This is a genomic window from Wolbachia endosymbiont (group A) of Crataerina pallida, from assembly GCF_964028475.1.
Taxonomy (GTDB): domain Bacteria; phylum Pseudomonadota; class Alphaproteobacteria; order Rickettsiales; family Anaplasmataceae; genus Wolbachia; species Wolbachia pipientis.
In genome coordinates this window covers 1266570-1285376 of record NZ_OZ034785.1, presented here as the reverse complement: position 1 = coordinate 1285376, position 18807 = coordinate 1266570, and the positions used below count along the sequence as shown (strand labels likewise).

22 protein-coding genes, 1 other RNA gene and 1 pseudogene are annotated in these 18807 nt (G+C 34.6%); 17 read left to right on the top strand and 7 right to left on the bottom strand.

Annotated elements, in window-relative coordinates; translation table 11 throughout:
• Positions 1 to 176 precede the first annotated feature (176 nt).
• From ABWU55_RS06350 to ABWU55_RS06275, 16 genes are all read left to right on the top strand, one after another.
• Positions 177 to 773: a riboflavin synthase gene (locus ABWU55_RS06350; RefSeq protein WP_010082169.1), complete on the top strand. Its 597-nt coding sequence runs from the start codon at positions 177 to 179 to the stop codon at positions 771 to 773.
• 57 nt (positions 774 to 830) lie between these two features.
• Positions 831 to 1421: a CvpA family protein gene (locus ABWU55_RS06345; protein ID WP_010962383.1), complete on the top strand. Its 591-nt coding sequence runs from the start codon at positions 831 to 833 to the stop codon at positions 1419 to 1421.
• A gap of 124 nt (positions 1422 to 1545) precedes the next feature.
• Positions 1546 to 1885: a transfer-messenger RNA gene (gene ssrA, locus ABWU55_RS06340) on the top strand.
• A gap of 21 nt (positions 1886 to 1906) precedes the next feature.
• On the top strand, positions 1907 to 2344 hold the full coding sequence (locus tag ABWU55_RS06335; RefSeq protein ID WP_006279412.1) for a ClpXP protease specificity-enhancing factor SspB: 438 nt from the start codon (positions 1907 to 1909) through the stop codon (positions 2342 to 2344).
• 200 nt (positions 2345 to 2544) lie between these two features.
• Positions 2545 to 2763, top strand: a complete 219-nt coding sequence (locus ABWU55_RS06330; RefSeq protein WP_006279413.1) for a hypothetical protein — start codon at positions 2545 to 2547, stop codon at positions 2761 to 2763.
• Positions 2732 to 3037, top strand: coding sequence for a type II toxin-antitoxin system RelE family toxin (locus tag ABWU55_RS06325; RefSeq protein WP_310732675.1), 306 nt, complete (start codon positions 2732 to 2734; stop codon positions 3035 to 3037). The genes ABWU55_RS06330 and ABWU55_RS06325 overlap by 32 nt, the downstream gene beginning before the upstream one ends.
• A gap of 102 nt (positions 3038 to 3139) precedes the next feature.
• Positions 3140 to 3361: a hypothetical protein gene (locus ABWU55_RS06320; RefSeq protein WP_095742622.1), complete on the top strand. Its 222-nt coding sequence runs from the start codon at positions 3140 to 3142 to the stop codon at positions 3359 to 3361.
• Positions 3342 to 3653, top strand: coding sequence for a type II toxin-antitoxin system RelE family toxin (locus ABWU55_RS06315; RefSeq protein WP_010962380.1), 312 nt, complete (start codon positions 3342 to 3344; stop codon positions 3651 to 3653). The genes ABWU55_RS06320 and ABWU55_RS06315 overlap by 20 nt, the downstream gene beginning before the upstream one ends.
• 83 nt (positions 3654 to 3736) lie before the next feature.
• The gene (locus tag ABWU55_RS06310; RefSeq protein ID WP_006279415.1) at positions 3737 to 3958 is read left to right on the top strand and encodes a hypothetical protein; all 222 of its coding nucleotides are present in this window, start codon (positions 3737 to 3739) and stop codon (positions 3956 to 3958) included.
• Positions 3949 to 4224, top strand: coding sequence for a type II toxin-antitoxin system RelE family toxin (locus ABWU55_RS06305; RefSeq protein ID WP_007550684.1), 276 nt, complete (start codon positions 3949 to 3951; stop codon positions 4222 to 4224). The genes ABWU55_RS06310 and ABWU55_RS06305 overlap by 10 nt, the downstream gene beginning before the upstream one ends.
• Positions 4225 to 4395: 171 nt before the next feature.
• Entirely contained in the window at positions 4396 to 4674 is a 279-nt protein-coding gene (locus ABWU55_RS06300; RefSeq protein ID WP_006279515.1) for a YggT family protein, read from the top strand.
• The gene (locus ABWU55_RS06295) at positions 4675 to 6789 is read left to right on the top strand and encodes an FtsK/SpoIIIE family DNA translocase (RefSeq protein ID WP_010962378.1); all 2115 of its coding nucleotides are present in this window, start codon (positions 4675 to 4677) and stop codon (positions 6787 to 6789) included.
• A gap of 155 nt (positions 6790 to 6944) precedes the next feature.
• Positions 6945 to 7490, top strand: coding sequence for a hypothetical protein (locus tag ABWU55_RS06290; RefSeq protein ID WP_095742623.1), 546 nt, complete (start codon positions 6945 to 6947; stop codon positions 7488 to 7490).
• A gap of 197 nt (positions 7491 to 7687) precedes the next feature.
• Positions 7688 to 8308 carry a TRP75-related protein gene (locus ABWU55_RS06285; protein ID WP_070356736.1) on the top strand — a complete coding sequence of 207 codons (621 nt, stop codon included), beginning with the start codon at positions 7688 to 7690 and terminating at the stop codon, positions 8306 to 8308.
• 25 nt (positions 8309 to 8333) lie between these two features.
• A complete protein-coding gene (ispG, locus tag ABWU55_RS06280) occupies positions 8334 to 9614 on the top strand; it encodes a flavodoxin-dependent (E)-4-hydroxy-3-methylbut-2-enyl-diphosphate synthase (RefSeq protein ID WP_070356735.1) in 1281 nt (426 codons plus the stop codon).
• A 295-nt stretch (positions 9615 to 9909) separates the two neighbouring features.
• Positions 9910 to 10769, top strand: a protein-coding gene (locus ABWU55_RS06275; protein ID WP_156518142.1) for an IS630 family transposase whose coding sequence is annotated in 2 segments (ribosomal slippage) — positions 9910 to 10234 and positions 10234 to 10769 — 861 coding nt in all. Because the reading frame shifts where the segments join, the coding sequence is not laid out codon by codon here.
• Here the strand turns inward: ABWU55_RS06275 and ABWU55_RS06270 are convergent.
• From ABWU55_RS06270 to ABWU55_RS06260, 3 genes are all read right to left on the bottom strand, one after another.
• Positions 10682 to 11110, bottom strand: coding sequence for a transposase (locus ABWU55_RS06270; RefSeq protein ID WP_353286266.1), 429 nt, complete (start codon positions 11108 to 11110; stop codon positions 10682 to 10684). The two genes, ABWU55_RS06275 and ABWU55_RS06270, sit on opposite strands and share 88 nt — an antisense overlap.
• 162 nt (positions 11111 to 11272) lie before the next feature.
• Complete coding sequence (locus tag ABWU55_RS06265) at positions 11273 to 12445, bottom strand: porin (protein WP_264705760.1); 1173 nt, start codon at positions 12443 to 12445, stop codon at positions 11273 to 11275.
• Between the two features lie 62 nt (positions 12446 to 12507).
• Positions 12508 to 13323 carry a hypothetical protein gene (locus ABWU55_RS06260; RefSeq protein WP_151808062.1) on the bottom strand — a complete coding sequence of 272 codons (816 nt, stop codon included), beginning with the start codon at positions 13321 to 13323 and terminating at the stop codon, positions 12508 to 12510.
• 233 nt (positions 13324 to 13556) lie between these two features.
• On the opposite strand from ABWU55_RS06260, the gene ABWU55_RS06255 reads away from it, so the two are divergent.
• Positions 13557 to 14342, top strand: a complete 786-nt coding sequence (locus tag ABWU55_RS06255; RefSeq protein ID WP_353286265.1) for an enoyl-ACP reductase — start codon at positions 13557 to 13559, stop codon at positions 14340 to 14342.
• A 16-nt stretch (positions 14343 to 14358) separates the two neighbouring features.
• Here ABWU55_RS06255 and secD read toward each other — a convergent pair whose 3' ends face one another.
• From secD to ABWU55_RS06235, 4 genes and pseudogenes are all read right to left on the bottom strand, one after another.
• Positions 14359 to 15864, bottom strand: a complete 1506-nt coding sequence (gene secD, locus ABWU55_RS06250) for a protein translocase subunit SecD (RefSeq protein ID WP_353286264.1) — start codon at positions 15862 to 15864, stop codon at positions 14359 to 14361.
• A gap of 171 nt (positions 15865 to 16035) precedes the next feature.
• Positions 16036 to 16868 (bottom strand): annotated as a pseudogene (locus tag ABWU55_RS06245) (IS5 family transposase).
• Positions 16869 to 16953: 85 nt separating this feature from the next.
• Positions 16954 to 17786 (bottom strand): IS5 family transposase gene (locus tag ABWU55_RS06240; protein WP_264718686.1). Its coding sequence is split into 2 segments (ribosomal slippage): positions 16954 to 17420 and positions 17420 to 17786, totalling 834 coding nucleotides; the frame shifts between segments, so codons are not numbered across the junction.
• Positions 17787 to 17875: 89 nt separating this feature from the next.
• Positions 17876 to 18735, bottom strand: a protein-coding gene (locus tag ABWU55_RS06235; protein ID WP_156518142.1) for an IS630 family transposase whose coding sequence is annotated in 2 segments (ribosomal slippage) — positions 17876 to 18411 and positions 18411 to 18735 — 861 coding nt in all. Because the reading frame shifts where the segments join, the coding sequence is not laid out codon by codon here.
• Positions 18736 to 18807: the final 72 nt, after the last annotated feature.

Genomic DNA, 18807 nt, shown 5'->3' with positions numbered 1-18807 from the left:
GCTCAGTTTTCCTACGTCATACCGTCACGGTATCTCTAGATCCCGCTAACACGTAGCGGGATGACGAATTTGTCGTTTTTTAAATTGTCGGTAAACCAGAATTACTTTAACTATAACAAAATAGAAATAAGTTGTTGTAAAAAATTTTTCATGGTAAAATTATTTATTTTCACCATATGTTTAAAGGAATTATCACGGATATCGGGACTATAACTGATACTACCACTCACTCCAACTCTGATCAAATTTTCCATATCAAGACACAAAATTTATCCTCTATAAATAAAGGAGATTCAATAGCTTGCTCTGGTGTGTGTTTAACTGTTGTTGATATAATGAGCGATACATTTACAGTCCAAGCATCTCAAGAAACTATGAAGGTTGCTAACTTAAATACGTGGAGAATAGGAAAAAAAATAAATCTCGAACAAGCAATGAGATTAAGCGATAAGATCGATGGCCACCTGGTTCAGGGTCATGTTGATGGGATAGTAAAATTTTTAACAATTAATCAAAATTTAGATTCTCATGAAATCAAACTATCGTGCCCACAAGAATTAATTAAATTTGTTGCAAAAAAAAGCTCCGTTACACTAGATGGGGTTTCCCTCACAGTGAATTCAGTTATTAATCAGGAATTTACAGTAAATATCACTCCCTATACATGGGAAAATACAACTTTTCAGTACAACAAAGTAAATGATTATTTGAATTTAGAAATTGACATGATCGCTAGGTATTTAGATCAATTGATGCAGCATAAATACAATTAATTTTACAACCTTGTTATTTACAACTATTATATCTTGAAAACCATATAGATATAAAACATGCTTTTCGATAGCCTAATTATCTTCATTGTTGTTCTATGCGTAATAATCTCGGTAACTAGAGGCTTTATAAAAGAGCTATGCGCACTAATGTTTCTATTTTTATCGGTCTTTCTGACAGCTAATCACTATGATTTTTTCGCTCCAAATTATAGTAAATATTTTGATTCTAAAGTTACACTAAACATACTTTCTACAATCTCTGTATTTATTATACTTAATCTTATATTCATGATAATAAATAACTGGCTAATGTACATATTATCACCCATAAGGTTGGGGTTTATCGATAGAGTTACTGGAATCTTTCTCGGAGTGCTTAAAGGAATATTGCTCTCTTATGTATTATTTTTTGCTGTGCACTTATATTGCTACACAGTATATGACAAAAAAGAGGGAGAGTATAAAATAGAAGCAGAAGACATATTGCCTAATTGGATAATAAATTCACACTCTTATCAGGCTTTATTTGTGACAGCAGAAGAAGTAATTGACATGTATGTACCAGAGTCGTTGATACTAAAAATAAAAGAGATCGGTGGAGAAATGGTTGATCAAGAAAAACCTAAAAACAATAAAAAAGAAGAGTAAATATTTATTTATAAATATTTTCATTGGGAGTATTCAAAAAGCCATATGTGTCAGGTTAAGAGCACAGAATTTTTTACTGGAAATATTAATTTTGTTTTAGCAATAAATCAACTTAAGGTCATAATATCTTGACATTTATTTAATGTTGCTATATAATAGCTATGTACATTTTGTGTACTATAGCAATAAAATTACCTTGTAATAGGTGTATTGGACCCGAGGGCAGTACTCGGCGTCTCCACCATGTTTTTTAATTTATATGGGGACGAATAAGGATCGACATGCATAGTAAAGATGGTAGCTTTGCTCGGTTAGACACCACCGCTAAGAGTTCATAATTTAAATGCAAACGATAATTTTGCTGCTGAAGACAATGTCGACGCAATAGCTGCTTAATTTAAGCACTATAACTTCATTGCTATAAGCACGGTTCAGGGAACGCCGGGTAACAGAAGTTCCCCAAAATTTACGTATGTGAAAGTTATATGGAGCAAACAGATTACAAAAAACTGCTTAATTCTGCTAAGTTTCAAGTTATCAAAAAGACTTTAGATGTTATATCAGGTAATGGTTTTATCCCTCACTTAGAAATATTATTTTTCACATATTTTAATGGTGTGACCATGCCAGATCGTTTGAAAAAGTCATACCCTACTCAAATGCTTATTATATTACAGCATCAATTCTATGATTTAAAAGTTTCTGAGGATAAATTTAGCGTCAGTTTGAGTTTTCAAGGAAAACAAGAGCGAATTACTATACCGTTTTTTGCTATTAGTGAGTTTCGTGATAAAATTTCAGGAGATGTTTTAATATTTGACAAAATCAGTATCGACTCTGATAAAGAATACAAAAGTGAAAAATGTACTGAAAAACTATCAAACGGTAGTATTATATCCATAGATCAACTGCGTGATGAGTAACTGCTCATCTTTATAAACAAAAAATATTAATAGAAAAAAGTGGTCTAACTTAAGTAATAGAATAGAGGGTAGATAAATATGCTAAATCTTTAATTATTTATTAACGCAGGTGGCAAAATTTTTCTTACATATCATCAACTTCCTTTATTGAAAAATTCAGAAAAATGTTGTATAATTATTAGTAGACTTTGGTAAAACATATGACAGATTCAGGAATTAGTATAACTTTTGACCCAAAAACTTCACATAACCTTACTAAGTTAGCTGAAATCACCAAGGAATCCGTTCAAGAACTAGCAAAAAGGTTAGTCATCGAAGGAATCGAGTGCGAAGTAGAAGATATTGCGTTATATAAAACTATTAAGGAATGTGAGGATGTAGACTGGAATACAGTACTATCTGAAAGGGAGAGGACATAAACTGAAATACGATATTGTCTACTCAAAAAACTTTACTGAAAGAGATTTTCTAAATCTTCCAAAAACAATAAGATCAAGGATTACAAAAGCGATAAACGAGCGGCTTACAACTGATCCAATTAAATTTGGTAAACCATTACGTGGCAGGCTAAAAGGGTATAGAAGAATAAGGGTTAGTGATTATCGAATTATTTATACTGTAAATATTGCAAAACATAAGGTATTTGTTGCTACAGCAGGACATAGAGACACCATTTATGAGAAGGCTACTTGATAAACATTAAATATATTTTTATACAGCCCTCCTTCCTTCCTTTATTGAAAAATTAAAAAAAATGTTGTAAAATAGCTATAGTAGTAGACTTTGGTAAAACTTATGGTAAATTCAAAAGTTAGTGTAACTTTCAACCCAGAAACTTCGCAGCATCTTGTTGAACTAGCTAGAGCCACCAAGCAGTCTGTTCAAAAATTAACAGAAAAGCTAGTCAAGGAAGCAATCGAACTTGAAGCGGAAGATATTGCATTTTCCAAAATTATTAGGGAGTTAAATTCTGATGATGCAGAAGAAGTAGAGGATAGTGAAGACATCTGGAAATAAGCAATACACCATTAAATATCTAAAGCATGTTCTTAAAAGAAATTTGCCTTCCTTGCCGGAAGATGTAAAGCCAAGTATTAAAGATGCAATAAAAGAGTATCTTGAGACTGATCCTATTGGTAACGGTGTGTTGCTACGCAAGAGATTAAAGGAACATAGAAGAATAAAAGTTGCTGATGATTATCGTATTGTCTACCGTGTAAATACTGTAAAACGTATAGTAATTATTGTTTCAATAGGACACAGGGACAATATTTACAAGCAGGCAATATTGGACCTACTGAAACATTAAATATATTTTTATACACCACTCCTTTCTTTATTGAAAAATTAAAAAAAATGTTGTATAATTATTAGTGGACTTTGGTAAAACATATGGCAAATTCAGGCATTAACATAGCTCTTAGCGAAGAAACTTTAAAGCATCTTGCTGAATTATCTGAATTTACTAAACAGCCCGTTCAAGAATTAGCAGGAAAACTATTTAGAGAAGCAGTTGAGCTTGAAATGGAGGATTTTTTAGTATCTAAAATTTCTGATGAGCGTGATGTTGAAGGTGCAGAAACAGTTGATTTTGAAGATATTAAGTGGGATTAGAGCGTTACAAGGTTAAGTCTCTAAAGAGTGTTGTTGAAAAAGATTTACCAAACCTTCCAAAGATAATAAGGCTAAGAGTTCAAAAGGCTATAAAAGAACGTCTTACAGTTGACCCAATAAATTTTGGTGAACCACTACATCATAACTTAAAAGGATGTAGAAGGCTAAGAGTTGGTGACTATCGTGTAATTTACAGAGTAAATCAATTAGATCATATAGTAACTATCACAGAGATAGGACATAGAGATGATATTTATAAGAAATAAATATCAACATTAATATATATTATACACCCCTCCTTCCTTGTCCATTCTCTACTTTAGGTGGCTTTGCGCAGCTCAAAAAATGAAGTTTTTTTTGGTTCAGCAAAAACAACATTTTGAGTTTGAAAAGGCTAAATACTTGTCTTTTATATAACTTTCGTGTAATAGATATGTATGCATCCAATCATATATCTACTCAATACGTTACTTGATCTTTATAGCTTCATTCTAATATGTTGGGTTGTCCTAAACTGGCTGGTTAAACTTAATATGGTGAACATATATAATGAAACTGTCAGTAGCATAATGCACATCTTGAACCAATTGACATATCCACCACTAAAGATTATTAGAAGATATATACCACCGTTCAACGGATTAGATTTATCTATAATGATATTGCTAATAACAATTCACTTTGTAAAATATACAGTAGCTTACTACTTTAGGTAGATGTTAAAAAAATATCTAAAATCAGCAATATATCTATCCCTTTTAATATATATATATATATCAGTTTTTAGCTATAACTATAAAGATCCTTCCTTAAACACAGCTACAAATGAGGAAGTGACAAATTTAGGTGGAATAGTAAGTTCATATTTAGCTGATATATTGGTTCAATTTCTTGGATTAACTAGTGTTACAATAGCTACAACCATAGTTTACTTGTTGATCTTCAGGCCATCAAAAAGGCTGCTAAAAATTCTCTATTTAATATTAATCAATTTAGGGATATGTGCTATACTACCACAACTTTCGCTAGGCATCACTGCAAGGTACAGACACAGTGGAATAATAGGGAATGCACTAATTAATAACTGCCCGTTTTATATATTTGTGATAGTAACATCAATAGGTCTTGTAGGATCTGTTGGTTGGAAGAGAACAATTTACTCTCTATTCTTCTTATGTAAAAAAATAGCTTGCTTATTTGTAAATGTTCCATTCTTCAGATCACATAAAACTACTGAGTATTCAATTGCACCATTAGTAGTAGAAGAAAAACATAGAACTAAAATCACTACTAAACAACAACCAAAAGAAAGACAGAAAAAAGCTACCGAGGAGGTTTTAAGTGAGTTTAAGTTTCCAAGTATCCATTTACTTTCTAAAGCAGAAGAGTCTTTGCAGAGAAAACAGCTAAATGAAATGGAGAGCAATAAAAATTTATCTCTGCTGGAACAAGTCCTGAGTGATTTTGGCGTGCAAGGAAAAATTATCAGTGTATGCTATGGGCCGGTTGTGACTTTGTACAAACTTGAACCACAAGCTGGCACGAAATCTGCAAGAGTAATTGGCCTTGCAGATGACATTGCACGTTCGATGAGTGCACTCTCTGCACGTATTTCAATAATTCGTGGGCAAAATGCTATGGGAATAGAGTTGCCGAACAAGGAACGGGAAATTGTAATGCTGCGTGATTTGCTTGAATCCCCAGAATACCAAAATGCAAACTTAAATCTCCCAATTGCGCTTGGCAAAGAAATAAGTGGAAAACCAGTTATTGCAGATCTAACTAAAATGCCCCACTTGCTCGTTGCTGGAACCACAGGGTCTGGTAAATCAGTTGCGATTAACACTATGATTCTTTCACTCGTTTATCGATTAAGTCCTGATGAATGTAAGATGATAATGATCGACCCAAAAATGCTTGAGCTTTCAATATATGATGCAATACCGCATCTAATAACGCCAGTGGTAACAGAGCCAAAAAAGGCTGTAGTCGCTCTTAAGTGGATAGTGAAAGAAATGGAAAATCGCTATCGCATGATGTCCTATTTAAATGTGCGCAATGTAATAAACTATAACCAAAGAATCACAGAAGCGATGAATAGTGGAATAGAATTGGAGCGCGTTGTGCAGATTGGCTTTAACTCAACAACAGGCAAACCTCTGTTTGAAAAAATACCAATCAAGATGGAAACATTTCCGTATATTGTAGTGATCGTGGATGAAATGGCAGATTTGATGCTTGTTGCCGGCAAAGAAATAGAGTGCTCTATTCAACGCTTAGCTCAGATGGCTCGTGCTGCAGGAATACACATCATAATGGCAACACAACGCCCATCTGTGGATGTGATCACAGGTGTGATAAAGGCGAACTTTCCAACGAGAATCAGTTTTGCTGTTACTTCTAAGATAGATAGCCGTACAATACTTGGCGAACAAGGGGCTGAACAATTGCTCGGCATGGGTGACATGCTCTATATGGCCTCTGGTGGTAAGATCATTCGAGTTCACGGCCCATTTGTAAGTGATAATGAGGTGCAAGATATAGTTGATCATCTGAAAATGCAAGGTGAGCCAAACTACATGGAGGAAATCACTAAAGAAGATGAAAATTCTTCTACAGAGTCACACGATGAAACGGAGGATGAAGAAAATGACCTCTATAACCAAGCAGTGGCCATCATTCAAAGAGATCAAAAAGTTTCAACCAGTTACATTCAAAGGCAGCTTAGAATAGGCTATAACAGAGCAGCAAACATCGTTGAAAGAATGGAAAAGGAAGGTATTGTCAGCGCTCCAAATTACTCAGGGAAAAGAGAGATATTGGTTGAATAACAATCTTGTAATACCTTAATTTAAGTTTTCGCACTTTCAAAAAGCAAGTCAAACGAAATTATTAAAAGATCAATACATAATGACAATTGATTTAATAATAATTTAAACATTTGGAATGTAAAATTATAATATATTAATTAACTAGGGGGTTAAAAATGGGTATAACTAAATGGGTACTTGGCTTTGATGAGTCAGATATAACAGCATTGCAGGAAAGTCAACAAATTGATGCTGAGCAGTTTGAAAAAGTTTTTGGTGCATTAAAAGAATGGCAAGAAGCTCAAAAGATAGATGCTAAACAGTTTGAAGAGGTATTTAGTGCATTAAAAGAATGGCAAGAAGCTCAAAAGATAGATGTTGAGCAGTTTGAAAAAGTTTTTAGTGCATTAGAAGACAAGATTGGTACTAAGCAGTTTCAAGCTATGCAAGAGCACTTAAACGGCCTGCAAGAAAAAGTGGAAACACTTGCAGAGGCAGTAGCAGATCAACAAAAAATAATGGCAATTTGTATCATAGTCAGTGCTGTTGCCGCAATAGCAATAACTAGTTTTGTTGCATTCTGTATCTATCAGGGAGTTAAGCTTGATAAAGAGAAAAAAAACGACTTATCTAAAGATACGCCAGACGCAAAACTTAATAATGTAGATACTACCGATGGTACTGAAAAACTACAGAATAACTTAAAAGTTGCAAACATATAGCTGCATAACACTTTTCTTGAAAAGGTGTTACGCAACTTGTAACACCTTACTCTTCTCTTAGTCTGCGTAGGTTTTTTTGATAGCAAACATATCACTTTTTAGAAAAATATTTGTATTGTAAAGTTAGTAAAGATTCTGGTTTACTTAAAGTTTGTTAATTGCTATCTTTTAAAACACGATATTTACTATAGCACCATATGCTTAGGGTTTTTTCTAAAATTTTATTTATATTAATGTTTTTGGTTTCTAGCTTTTTTACTGTGCATAGTGCTGAAGCTAAATCTAAGCTCAGTAAGAGATACATACCTCCTGGTAACCCTGGTGGTGCAAACTTTCATACAGATGAGGATTTTGCTGAGTCATATAAACTGTATGAGAAGCGTAGGGAATTGCTCAAGAAAAAAAAATTACAAGATCGAGCTATAAATAAAGAAGATCTAATCAAAAAATTAAAAGAGAAAAAAATTGCTAGTCTTGATAATGAGCCAAATGACATGGAAGCTTGCATAGTCGACGATGAAGAGAGCACTATGATAAATCAGCATGGTATTAATATCGCACGTTTAAGGGGTGCTGTATTTATAGATCAAGAGTCAGTTTTCCAGTATGAAAATAAGCAGCATGAAAGTGAACAACAAGAAGAGAAGAAAGTTACTTCAACACGAGAAAAGAAAGTTTCTCCTATAAATGTCACTATAAAAGAAACTCCATCAAGAAGAACGTGCTCACATGATTCTATTGCTAATTTGGATAACGTAGATGCTTATAGTTTGAATGGTTCAAGTTCATTTGGCAGTGTAGCTGACACAGTAAAATAGTATCACAATATTGGCCATTAATAATATGCTAGATAAAGACCTGATATTGAATGATAATACATATGAATTATCGCAGATTTCCAGGCACAAAACTCATGTTGTAGAAGTTGGAAAAGTAAAGATAGGCGGAAATAATCCTGTAGTTGTACAATCTATGGCGCTTGGCGTGCATATAGATGCTGATAATATAAAAAGTAGCGCAAAACATTATGCAAAAGAGATAACAGAACTAGCGCGTACAGGTTCAGAATTGGTGCGAATTGCCTTGAACTCAGAGGAGGTAGCAAGAGCAATACCTTATATAGTAGAAGAGATAAATAAAGAAGGTTTTGACGGTAAAATATTGGTAGGCTGCGGTCAATATGAGCTAGATAAATTAGTTCAAGATTATCCAGACAACATCAAAATGCTGGGTAAAATTAGAATCAATCCAGGCAATATAGGCTTTGGCGACAAACGTGATGAGAAGTTTGAAAGGGTGATAGAGTATGCAATAATGCACGATCTTCCGGTTAGAATTGGGGTAAATTGGGGTAGTCTTGATAAATACCTTTTGCAAAAATTGATGGATGAAAACTCTTCGCTTAGTAATTCAAGGCCTTCTGATGTTATACTGCGCAAAGCACTTGTAATGTCTGCTCTTGATAGTGCAAAAAAAGCTGAAGAAATTGGTCTAAATTCAAACAAAATAATCATTTCATGTAAAGTTAGCAAAGTACAAGATTTAATTTTAGTTTATATGGCACTTGCAAAATCTTCCAATTATGCGCTGCATTTGGGTTTAACTGAGGCTGGTATGGGCAATAAAGGTGTGGTAAATACCGCAGCAGGGCTTACTTATTTATTGCAAAATGGCATTGGAGATACAATACGGGCTTCTTTGACTCAACGTCCTGGTGAATCGCGTACTAATGAAGTGGTGGTGTGTCAGGAAATATTGCAGTCTATAGGCTTGCGACACTTTAACCCTCAGGTTAATTCATGTCCTGGTTGTGGGCGCACGAGTAGCGATCGTTTTCGTATATTAACTGAAGAGGTGAATGGCTATATAAAAACTCATATGCCGATGTGGAAGAAAAAAAATCCAGGTGTAGAGCATATGAACATTGCTGTTATGGGATGCATAGTAAATGGTCCTGGAGAAAGCAAACACGCAAATTTGGGAATCAGCTTACCTGGATATGGAGAAAAACCTGTTTCAGCAGTCTACAAAAACGGCAAATATTTCAAAACTTTACAAGGTGATAATGTCTCTGAAGAATTTAAGGCAATTATTGATAATTATGTGAAGAAGCATTACACGTAACCTTTCACGGTTAATTAATAGATAAATCGCAAATAAAAAAGAAAATTAAACCTTGTTTTTCTTTTTTCGTTGGGAATGTTCAAAAAAGTGTGTCAAACCGAAAAAAAAGTAATAAATTGATATAAAAAAAATGGAGGTTTGACTGACCTTACCCAGAAAAAGTGGAGAGAAAGTTTGGAATGTTTTTCACAAAGAGAATGATGAATCAAAATGCTCAGGAATGCAATAGTTATAGCTCTTTCCACAGAAGTCCGGATATGATAAGATTAAGGATAGATGGCGATAAGGAGGTTGGATGCCGGCAGCATATAGTTATGATTTAAGAAAAAAAGCAATGGAAGCACTAGACGAAGGGGAAAGCAGAGAAGCAGTGGCAGCAAGATTTAAAATTGGACGAACTACTTTGTGGGAGTGGCAGCAAAGAAAAAAAGAAACAGGCGACTTTCAGTCAAAAAAACTCGGTAATGGAGGTTACAATCAGAAAATTATCGACTGGAATAAGTTTATCGAATTTGCTAAAAAACACGGTAGAAAAACTCTGTCGGAAATGGCTAAACTTTGGGGCAACGTTAGTATCCAAACGATCCACCGAGCTCTCAGAAAAATTGGATTTACGCGCAAAAAAAGACATATGGATACAAGGAAAGGAACGAAGAAAAACGTGCTGAATTCTTAAAAATTATAGCAACAAAAGAACCAGAAAACTTAGTGTATATAGATGAGTCTGGGATTGATAACACGGAGGACTATCCATATGGGTATTGCCAGAAAGGACAGCGATTTTATGCCCTAAAATCTGGAAAAAAAACTCAACGAATCAGCATGGTTGCAGCCTTAAGTAGAAGAAAGATAGTTGCTCCATTAACATTTGAAGGCCACTGTAATATGGATATTTTTAATGGATGGTTTGAGCAATTTTTGGCACCGATCTTAGAACCTGGACAAACTGTCATTCTTGATAATGCTACTTTTCATAAGTCTGATAAGCTTATCAAGCTCGCTAAAGGAGTCGGTGCAGAAATTTTGTATCTGCCGCCTTATTCTCCAGATTTTAACAAAATTGAGCATCATTGGTTTGCTATAAAAAACAGAGCCAGGAAAAACATTCCTCTATTCGAATCCTTTCGTCGTGCTGTTGATTCTGCCTTCCTATGACCTATTCGGACTATTATGAGAAATGCTATACTATGCTCTTTTATAAAAAAATATTTTACTCTTTTTGACTGGCCAGGGCTTTTTTTTAAATGTCTCTTTCCCTTGTTACTCTTGCTTTGTAAATCAAACCTCTCTTTGTCGTAAGGAGCCATGTTACCTCTACCTGGAAATGCATTTGCCGCTGACTTTTTTTCGTTGTGTTTCTTTATCCATTTTCCTAATAAACCACCCTTTATTCCTAAATCTCTTGCTATTTTTGTAATTGTTTGACCTGCCTTTCTTTGTTCATTTGCCAGTTTAACAGCTTCCAATTTGAATTCTGCCGTATATTCTCTTACCATTTCTAATCCTCCAAAATTTTATTTTACCCAAAAAAACTCTTTTCTTTCTCTCCACTTTTTCTGGGTAAGGTCAGTTTACTGGCCTCTCCATGAGTGAGATTGAAAAATTAAGTGTGAACGGTTACCTTGGATGACAGAAAAGAGTGTTGGAAGGAGGCAATATTAAAAACTTAATTTCAGTCCAGCCAAGAACACATAACCAGAGTTGTTATTTTCTATTTTAGGCTCTTTTGTACTAAACTTTACAATATCGAAATAGTATGAAGTACCTAAAAAAAGAGAATTTTCAAGGCTTAAAGCATATGATGTTAACTCGTTTGTACCTTCGCCTGCAATATCCCTACCACTACTAAAATATGTTAAGCTTGATTTGTAAGAATCAGAATGGTAAGCGATACCTGCATTCATATAATACGTATTATTTATTTCAGGATTACGCTTCTCACCAGATTTACCACCATTACCATACGAAAAAATGCAATCAAGATCGAACAATTTTAGCTTCAAACCAAAATTCCAGTGTAGTAATTGATTGCGGCATTCATAATTTTTAGAAGTCCCATCTGAGCAATCAGTTAAATTTTCTCTTGCAAATTCACCAGTCAAAGCTGTAGTAAAACCTATATCATCTGACAAGCTGTTTTTATAGGAAAGGCCAGCAGCAATTAAATTGCTGTACTGTAAGTTATTTTTTCCTGGAACATAACTGAATCCGAGTTGAAAGTTATAGATTTCAGGGGAGATGTAGTTAATTGATGATTGTTTTAACCCTAGTTCGAGTTCATTATAATCGCTATAAATATTGGGCTTGACCCAGAACACCTTGTCTTGATCATATCCAGGGTCACCATCTTTTTTATGATCACCGCGCAAATTTGCATAGTTTGTCCAATGACCATTTACTCCTCCAGCAGCTGCATAAATTTTTGAAGTGTTAATTAACATGCTCTGACCAACTAAACTTCTTTTACCATATTCAATTGATCCAAGTTCCTGGTTTTTTATGATAAAATACCATTCCTCCATGTCTAACTTTTCTATATCTAACGCTTTTAGGTTTGCAATACCAGAAACCCCTGCCTTAACATTAACCCCCATTTGAGTATTTGGATAAACTTGCTGTAAATAAAGAAAGCGCAAGTATGAATAACTTGAAGTTTTATCCTTAGGCTTAGCATTGAAAGAATCTCTGTTGAAGGCGTAGCCGAATCTCAAATCTATTTTTCCGTCTAGTTCTGCATAAAATATTTCCTTATCCAAAATTGTTTTAGAGCTAGCACTATTCTGCAAAAACAATGATGAAAGCAGTGCTACCAGGTAGTACTTTAACTTCATAAATAAACTTAAATCTTTATAAAAATTTAAGTTTAAACTCAATATAAATAAAAAACAACTTTTCAGAAGGCACCGCTGGTAGATTTTGCTGCCTGTTTTTGAGCTATATTCCCATAAATTATTGATACACTTGGTAATTTTCGCTTTAATAACTGCTTATTAATGGCAGAATGTATACGATTAATTATTTTAGATATACTTTTTACATCGCAGTTAATCAAAACAAAAAGCACTTTATTCTCATCAATATACCCTAGAAAATCATCACTACGGCAATTTTTATAAAAATGTTCTATGATAACTTTCAGTGCATTATTTGTCTCACTACAGCTACTATTTAAGCCAATCACTCCTATAGCTGCATTAATTTGATGTTGAAAGGCAAAATTTAATATAACGTATAACTCTAGAATAGTGGACTCATTGCCCGGTATATCGAATAAGTCATGGTTTTTATATTTTTTACCCATTAGATATTTATCTCTAAAGATTCCTAGTTTATGGGACAAACTGATATCACGTATTAATAGCTCATAATTTATTTTATTACTGGCAAATTGTGCAGTGCGGAAAACTTTTACTTTTGTCCTGATATCTTCTCCTTTAGCATCAGTTAAGGAAAAATCTATCACTTTAGGTAATATATCAAGTAAATCGTGCCCATTTTCGGTATACTCTAAATAATTCTTCATGTCGTCAGCTGCTCTTGCACTTAAAATATTGATCAACGGCTTATTAAGTAAATTCCCTTCCTCGTATTTTAACAAATTCCTTGCGGCTTGATTGAGCCCTAAAATTAACACGTTTTTTTTCTTATTATCCTGACAAACAGATACCACAGCATCATCTTTTCTTCTTGCAGTTATGAAATCATCCATACTTTCATTCTATACAGCGTATTTATAAGTATAATAAGATTATATTAAGATTTACTTACTTATTAATATGCTTGATTGGGTATAGGTAAAATGTCATATGGGATGGCTTTGTTGTAGAAGAATCAAGATTACTGTTTATAGACTTCAAGTTACTGCAAAAAATATTTTAAAACATAGTGATATCTTGACTTTACCTAGTTAATATTCCAAATTATAAAAAAACAGATAGTTCTATGACGACAAGTCTATTACAAGGCAAAAAGGGATTAATAACCGGAATAATAAATAAGAGATCAATAGCATACGGTATAGCAAAAACTCTCTCAGAGCACGGAGCAGAACTTGCAATCACCTACCAGAATGAAATAATAAAAGAAAAACTATCACCAATAGCAGATGAACTAAATGTGGAGCTAATATTACACTGCAACGTTTCAAATGAAAAAATCATAGATAACGCTTTCGAAATAATAGAGAAAAAATGGGGTACTCTTGACTTTTTGGTGCATGCAATAGCATTCTCCGATAAAAATGAGTTAGATGGTAAATATGTCAATACTTCACTGGATAACTTCCTCAATGCAATGCATATATCGTGCTATTCTTTTACTGCTTTAGCGCAAAGGGCTGAAAAAATGATGTCAAATGGTGGTAGTTTACTTACTTTATCTTATTATGGCGCTGAAAAAGTTATGCCAAATTATAACGTTATGGGTTTATGTAAAGCGGCACTTGAAGCAAGTGTAAAATATATAGCATGTGATCTCGGGCCACAAAATATCAGAGTAAATGCAATTTCCGCTGGTCCAATCAGAACTTTAGCATCTTCTGGAATAAGCGATTTTCACTCCATATCAGAATGGAATAGAAATAACTCTCCGCTCAGACGCAATGTTACAATAGAGGATGTTGGCAAGGCAGCGTTATACTTATTAAGCGACTTAAGTAGTGGCACTACTGGAGAAATTTTGCACGTTGATTCAGGATATAACGTTGTGGGAATGAAGGTGGTTGACTGAGATCTAAATCCTTAATTCAAAGCGCTAGTTCCTTCGGGTTCATACACAACTCTATCAGGAGTTTTGTGACTGTGATTGCAGAAAACATCGAACATAAAATTCCTATTGATAGAGTGACAGAAAAGCCTCTTATTGCTCCACTGCCAATAATGAACATTATTCCTGCAGCAATTAATGTAGTGATATTTGAATCCAGTATTGTCTTTATAGCGTTTTTAAACCCTTCTTCAATAGCACGTTCCACTCTCTTGCCAGATTTGATTTCCTCACGAATTCGCTCAAATATTAAAACATTTGCATCCACCGCCATACCGACAGTGAGTGCAATACCGGCAATTCCAGGTAAAGTTAGAGTTGCTTCAAGCAGAGTGAGAATTGATAATATAAGAACTACATTAGAAAAAAGTGCAACAGAGGCCAATACACCTAATTTGCCGTAAGTGATGATTATAAATAAAGCCACGGCTATAATAGAGATTGTTGCTGCCATTTCCCCTGCCTTTATTGATTCTTCTCCAAGACTTGGGCCAATGTTTTTTTCTTCAATTATTTTAAGTGGTGCTGGCAGTGCTCCAGATTTTAAAAGTATTGCAAGTTCGCTTGCTTGTTTTTCAGTGAAATTACCGCTAATTTCTCCCTCTCCATTTAAAATTGGCTCACGTATTGTAGGTACTGTTAAGACTGTGTTATCCAGAACAATTGCAAAAGGTTTCCCCACATTTTCTTTAGTGATTTTTGCGAATCTTTTACTCGCTATGCTGTCAAATTTAAAATGCACTGTTGGTTTACCTAAGTGACCAAATCTAACTGATGCGTTAACCAGCGAATCACCACCTATTTCAGTTCTGCGGAATATTGGATAAGAATTACCTAAAGAATCCTTGAGCATGACAGTGGTTTCATGGTCTATATCCTGCACCTTGGCTATGTTAGTGTTTGCCAAATGAAAAGCTAGCTTAGCAGTTTTGCCAAGCAGAGATTTTATCTGCTTGGTATCTTCTACTCCAGGCACCTGCACTAATATTTTATTCTGCCCTTGTTTTTGAACGCTGACTTCCTTTGTGCCAAGTTTGTCCAAACGGCGCTGGACATTGTTTATTGATTCTGCAGCTACTTCACTGATCAAAGAATTTTTATAATGGGGTTTATACGAAATGAGAATTGAAGAATCTTTTCTATTTAGCTCTAAATTTGGATTTATCGCATTAATCAACACAGATGCTTTTTTATAATCATCAATATTATTTAAAGTTATAACGCTATTTTGTACGTTAGATTCAATATTTTTTGTTAGCAATGTCTCTTTTATTTCGTTAGCTAGCATGCTTAGCTTTTCCTTAAAATAGAAGTCTAAGTCTATGTTTAAAAGCAAAGATGCCCCTCCTTTCAGGTCAAGGCCTAAGTTTATTCTTTTTTTCGAAATAAAAAGCTTATTATCAAAGAAATTTGGCAGTGTTATGTATAAAGCAAATAAACAGATGCATAATACTGAAAAAGATTTGACTATAAGTCTGTTATACATAAGTTGTAGGTTTAAAATTGTAATAATTGATTGTAAGTTAAAAATAGATTTTTGTAAAATTCTCTATTTGACCTTACCCAGAAAAAGTAGAGAGAAAGTTAAGACGTTTTTATCATGAGAATAAATTGTGCAGGAATGCAATAGTTAGAGGTTGTCCGGAAACTAGTAAATTCAAGCATATTCCCTCTTTAACATAACCCTACTCATAGCTAGGTATATGAAATTCTCAGTGGATGTTGTGAGTAAATCATACTCCTTCGATAGCCTTCTATTCCTATTAACCCAAGCAAAAGTCCTTTCTACAACCCATCTTCTTGGCTGTACTTTAAACCCTTGTTCTCTTGTTGGTAGTAGCTCAGGTGGCGTATCTTTGTGCACCCAAAATCTACATGGAGGCCTTTTAACAATTTCAATATCTATGTCATATTCTTCCTTTATGTGATTCTTTAAATTTCTTCCTTGGTATCCCATGTCAGCCCACATTTTTTTAACTTTAGTATATTTTGTTCTCATATTGTTTAATGCTATTTTAATACCATCTCTATCATTTTCGTTAGCAGCGCCTACGTAACAACCTAGTATAAAACCCTGAGTGTCTGTAATTATATGCCTTTTTCTACCCTTTACTTTTTTACTTCCATCATAGCCTTTGATCCCCCCTTTTCTGTAGTCTTTACAGATTGACTATCTACTATACAGGCACTCGGCTGCTCATTCCTTCCTATTTTTCTTCTACTATATTTTGTAATTTCATAATTCATTTTCTCAAAAATTCCCTGCTTCTTCCATTGCCTGAACTGCTCATACACAGTCTTCCATAGCGGAAAATCATTTGGTAAATACCGCCATTGACACCCTGTACGCAATACATAGAAAATTGCTTCTAATATTTCTTTTTTGCTATACTTTGGCGGCCTTCCTCCTTTCTTGTATGATACTCTGAAGTGTTTTTCTATTCTTGCCCATTCCCTTTCGCTTAGATCTGTTGGATACTTTTTTCTCATCTTTACCCCGTACTAAAATTTCAGATATTATAGCCTTTTACTAGTTTCCGGACAACCTCTTAGAGGTTGTCCACAAACCAGTAAATCAAGCATATTCCCTACTTAACATAACTTTACTCATAGCCAGATATATGAAACTTTCAGTAGATGTTGTAAGTAAATCGTACTCCTTTGATAGCCTTCTATTTCTATTGATCCAAGCAAAAGTCCTCTCTACCACCCACCTTCTCGGCTGTACTGAAAATCCAGGATCCCGTTGTGGCAATAGTTCTAGTGGTGTATCTTTATGCACCCAAAACCTACATGGAGGCCTTTTGACAATTTCAATATCTATCCCATATTCTCTCTTTACGTAATCCTTTAAATCTTTTCCTTGGTATCCCATATCAGCCCACATTTTCTTAATATTGCTGTATTTTTCCTTCATATTGTCCAATGCCATCTTCACCCCATCTCTGTCATTTTCGCTTGCAGCTCCTACATAGCAACCAAGCACAAATCCTTGAGTATCTGTGATTATATGTCTTTTTCTCCCCTTTACCTTTTTCGCACCATCATAACCTTTGACCCCCCTTTTTCCGTGGTTTTTACCGATTGACTGTCCACTATGCATGCGCTCGGCTCCTCATTTCTTCCCATTTTTGACCTACTATATTTAGTGATATCATAGTTCATTTTCTCAAAAATTCCCTGCTTTTTCCATCTTCTAAACTGTTCATGCACAGCCTTCCACGGCGGAAAATCGTGTGGTAAATAGCGCCATTGACATCCTGTGCGCAGTATATAAAGAATTGCATTTACTATCTCACACTTACTGTATTTTGGTGGCCTTCCTCCTTTCTTGTACGATACTCTGAAGTGTTTTTCTATTCTTGCCCATTCCCTTTTACTTAAATCTGTTGGATATTTTTTCCTCATCTCTTACCTCAATATTCTTTCTTTATATACTACGTATTCCTTGGTTTGTGGACAACCTCTATAGCATTTCTCATAATAGTCCGAATAGGTCATAGGAAGGCAGAATCAACAGCACGACGAAAGGATTCGAATAGAGGAATGTTTTTCCTGGCTCTGTTTTTTATAGCAAACCAATGATGCTCAATTTTGTTAAAATCTGGAGAATAAGGCGGCAGATACAAAATTTCTGCACCGACTCCTTTAGCGAGCTTGATAAGCTTATCAGACTTATGAAAAGTAGCATTATCAAGAATGACAGTTTGTCCAGGTTCTAAGATCGGTGCCAAAAATTGCTCAAACCATCCATTAAAAATATCCATATTACAGTGGCCTTCAAATGTTAATGGAGCAACTATCTTTCTTCTACTTAAGGCTGCAACCATGCTGATTCGTTGAGTTTTTTTTCCAGATTTTAGGGCATAAAATCGCTGTCCTTTCTGGCAATACCCATATGGATAGTCCTCCGTGTTATCAATCCCAGACTCATCTATATACACTAAGTTTTCTGGTTCTTTTGTTGCTATAATTTTTAAGAATTCAGCACGTTTTTCTTCGTTCCTTTCCTTGTATCCATATGTCTTTTTTTGCGCGTAAATCCAATTTTTCTGAGAGCTCGGTGGATCGTTTGGATACTAACGTTGCCCCAAAGTTTAGCCATTTCCGACAGAGTTTTTCTACCGTGTTTTTTAGCAAATTCGATAAACTTATTCCAGTCGATAATTTTCTGATTGTAACCTCCATTACCGAGTTTTTTTGACTGAAAGTCGCCTGTTTCTTTTTTTCTTTGCTGCCACTCCCACAAAGTAGTTCGTCCAATTTTAAATCTTGCTGCCACTGCTTCTCTGCTTTCCCCTTCGTCTAGTGCTTCCATTGCTTTTTTTCTTAAATCATAACTATATGCTGCCGGCATCCAACCTCCTTATTGCCATCTATCCTTATCTTATCATATCCGGACTTCTGTGGAAAGAGCTATAAGAGGTTG

Excerpts from the sequence above, each read along its gene's own strand:
- ABWU55_RS06310 (WP_006279415.1), top strand. The coding sequence starts at position 3,737 with ATGGCAAATTCAGGCATTAACATAGCTCTTAGCGAAGAAACTTTAAAG.
- ABWU55_RS06330 (WP_006279413.1), top strand. The coding sequence starts at position 2,545 with ATGACAGATTCAGGAATTAGTATAACTTTTGACCCAAAAACTTCACAT.
- ABWU55_RS06285 (WP_070356736.1), top strand. The coding sequence starts at position 7,688 with ATGCTTAGGGTTTTTTCTAAAATTTTATTTATATTAATGTTTTTGGTT.
- ABWU55_RS06295 (WP_010962378.1), top strand. The coding sequence starts at position 4,675 with ATGTTAAAAAAATATCTAAAATCAGCAATATATCTATCCCTTTTAATA.
- ispG (WP_070356735.1), top strand. The coding sequence starts at position 8,334 with ATGCTAGATAAAGACCTGATATTGAATGATAATACATATGAATTATCG.
- ABWU55_RS06320 (WP_095742622.1), top strand. The coding sequence starts at position 3,140 with ATGGTAAATTCAAAAGTTAGTGTAACTTTCAACCCAGAAACTTCGCAG.
- ABWU55_RS06260 (WP_151808062.1), bottom strand. The coding sequence starts at position 13,323 with ATGGATGATTTCATAACTGCAAGAAGAAAAGATGATGCTGTGGTATCT.
- ABWU55_RS06255 (WP_353286265.1), top strand. The coding sequence starts at position 13,557 with ATGACGACAAGTCTATTACAAGGCAAAAAGGGATTAATAACCGGAATA.
- ABWU55_RS06300 (WP_006279515.1), top strand. The coding sequence starts at position 4,396 with ATGCATCCAATCATATATCTACTCAATACGTTACTTGATCTTTATAGC.
- ABWU55_RS06265 (WP_264705760.1), bottom strand. The coding sequence starts at position 12,445 with ATGAAGTTAAAGTACTACCTGGTAGCACTGCTTTCATCATTGTTTTTG.
- ABWU55_RS06290 (WP_095742623.1), top strand. The coding sequence starts at position 6,945 with ATGGGTATAACTAAATGGGTACTTGGCTTTGATGAGTCAGATATAACA.
- ABWU55_RS06335 (WP_006279412.1), top strand. The coding sequence starts at position 1,907 with ATGGAGCAAACAGATTACAAAAAACTGCTTAATTCTGCTAAGTTTCAA.
- secD (WP_353286264.1), bottom strand. The coding sequence starts at position 15,864 with ATGTATAACAGACTTATAGTCAAATCTTTTTCAGTATTATGCATCTGT.
- ABWU55_RS06350 (WP_010082169.1), top strand. The coding sequence starts at position 177 with ATGTTTAAAGGAATTATCACGGATATCGGGACTATAACTGATACTACC.
- ABWU55_RS06270 (WP_353286266.1), bottom strand. The coding sequence starts at position 11,110 with ATGGTAAGAGAATATACGGCAGAATTCAAATTGGAAGCTGTTAAACTG.
- ABWU55_RS06345 (WP_010962383.1), top strand. The coding sequence starts at position 831 with ATGCTTTTCGATAGCCTAATTATCTTCATTGTTGTTCTATGCGTAATA.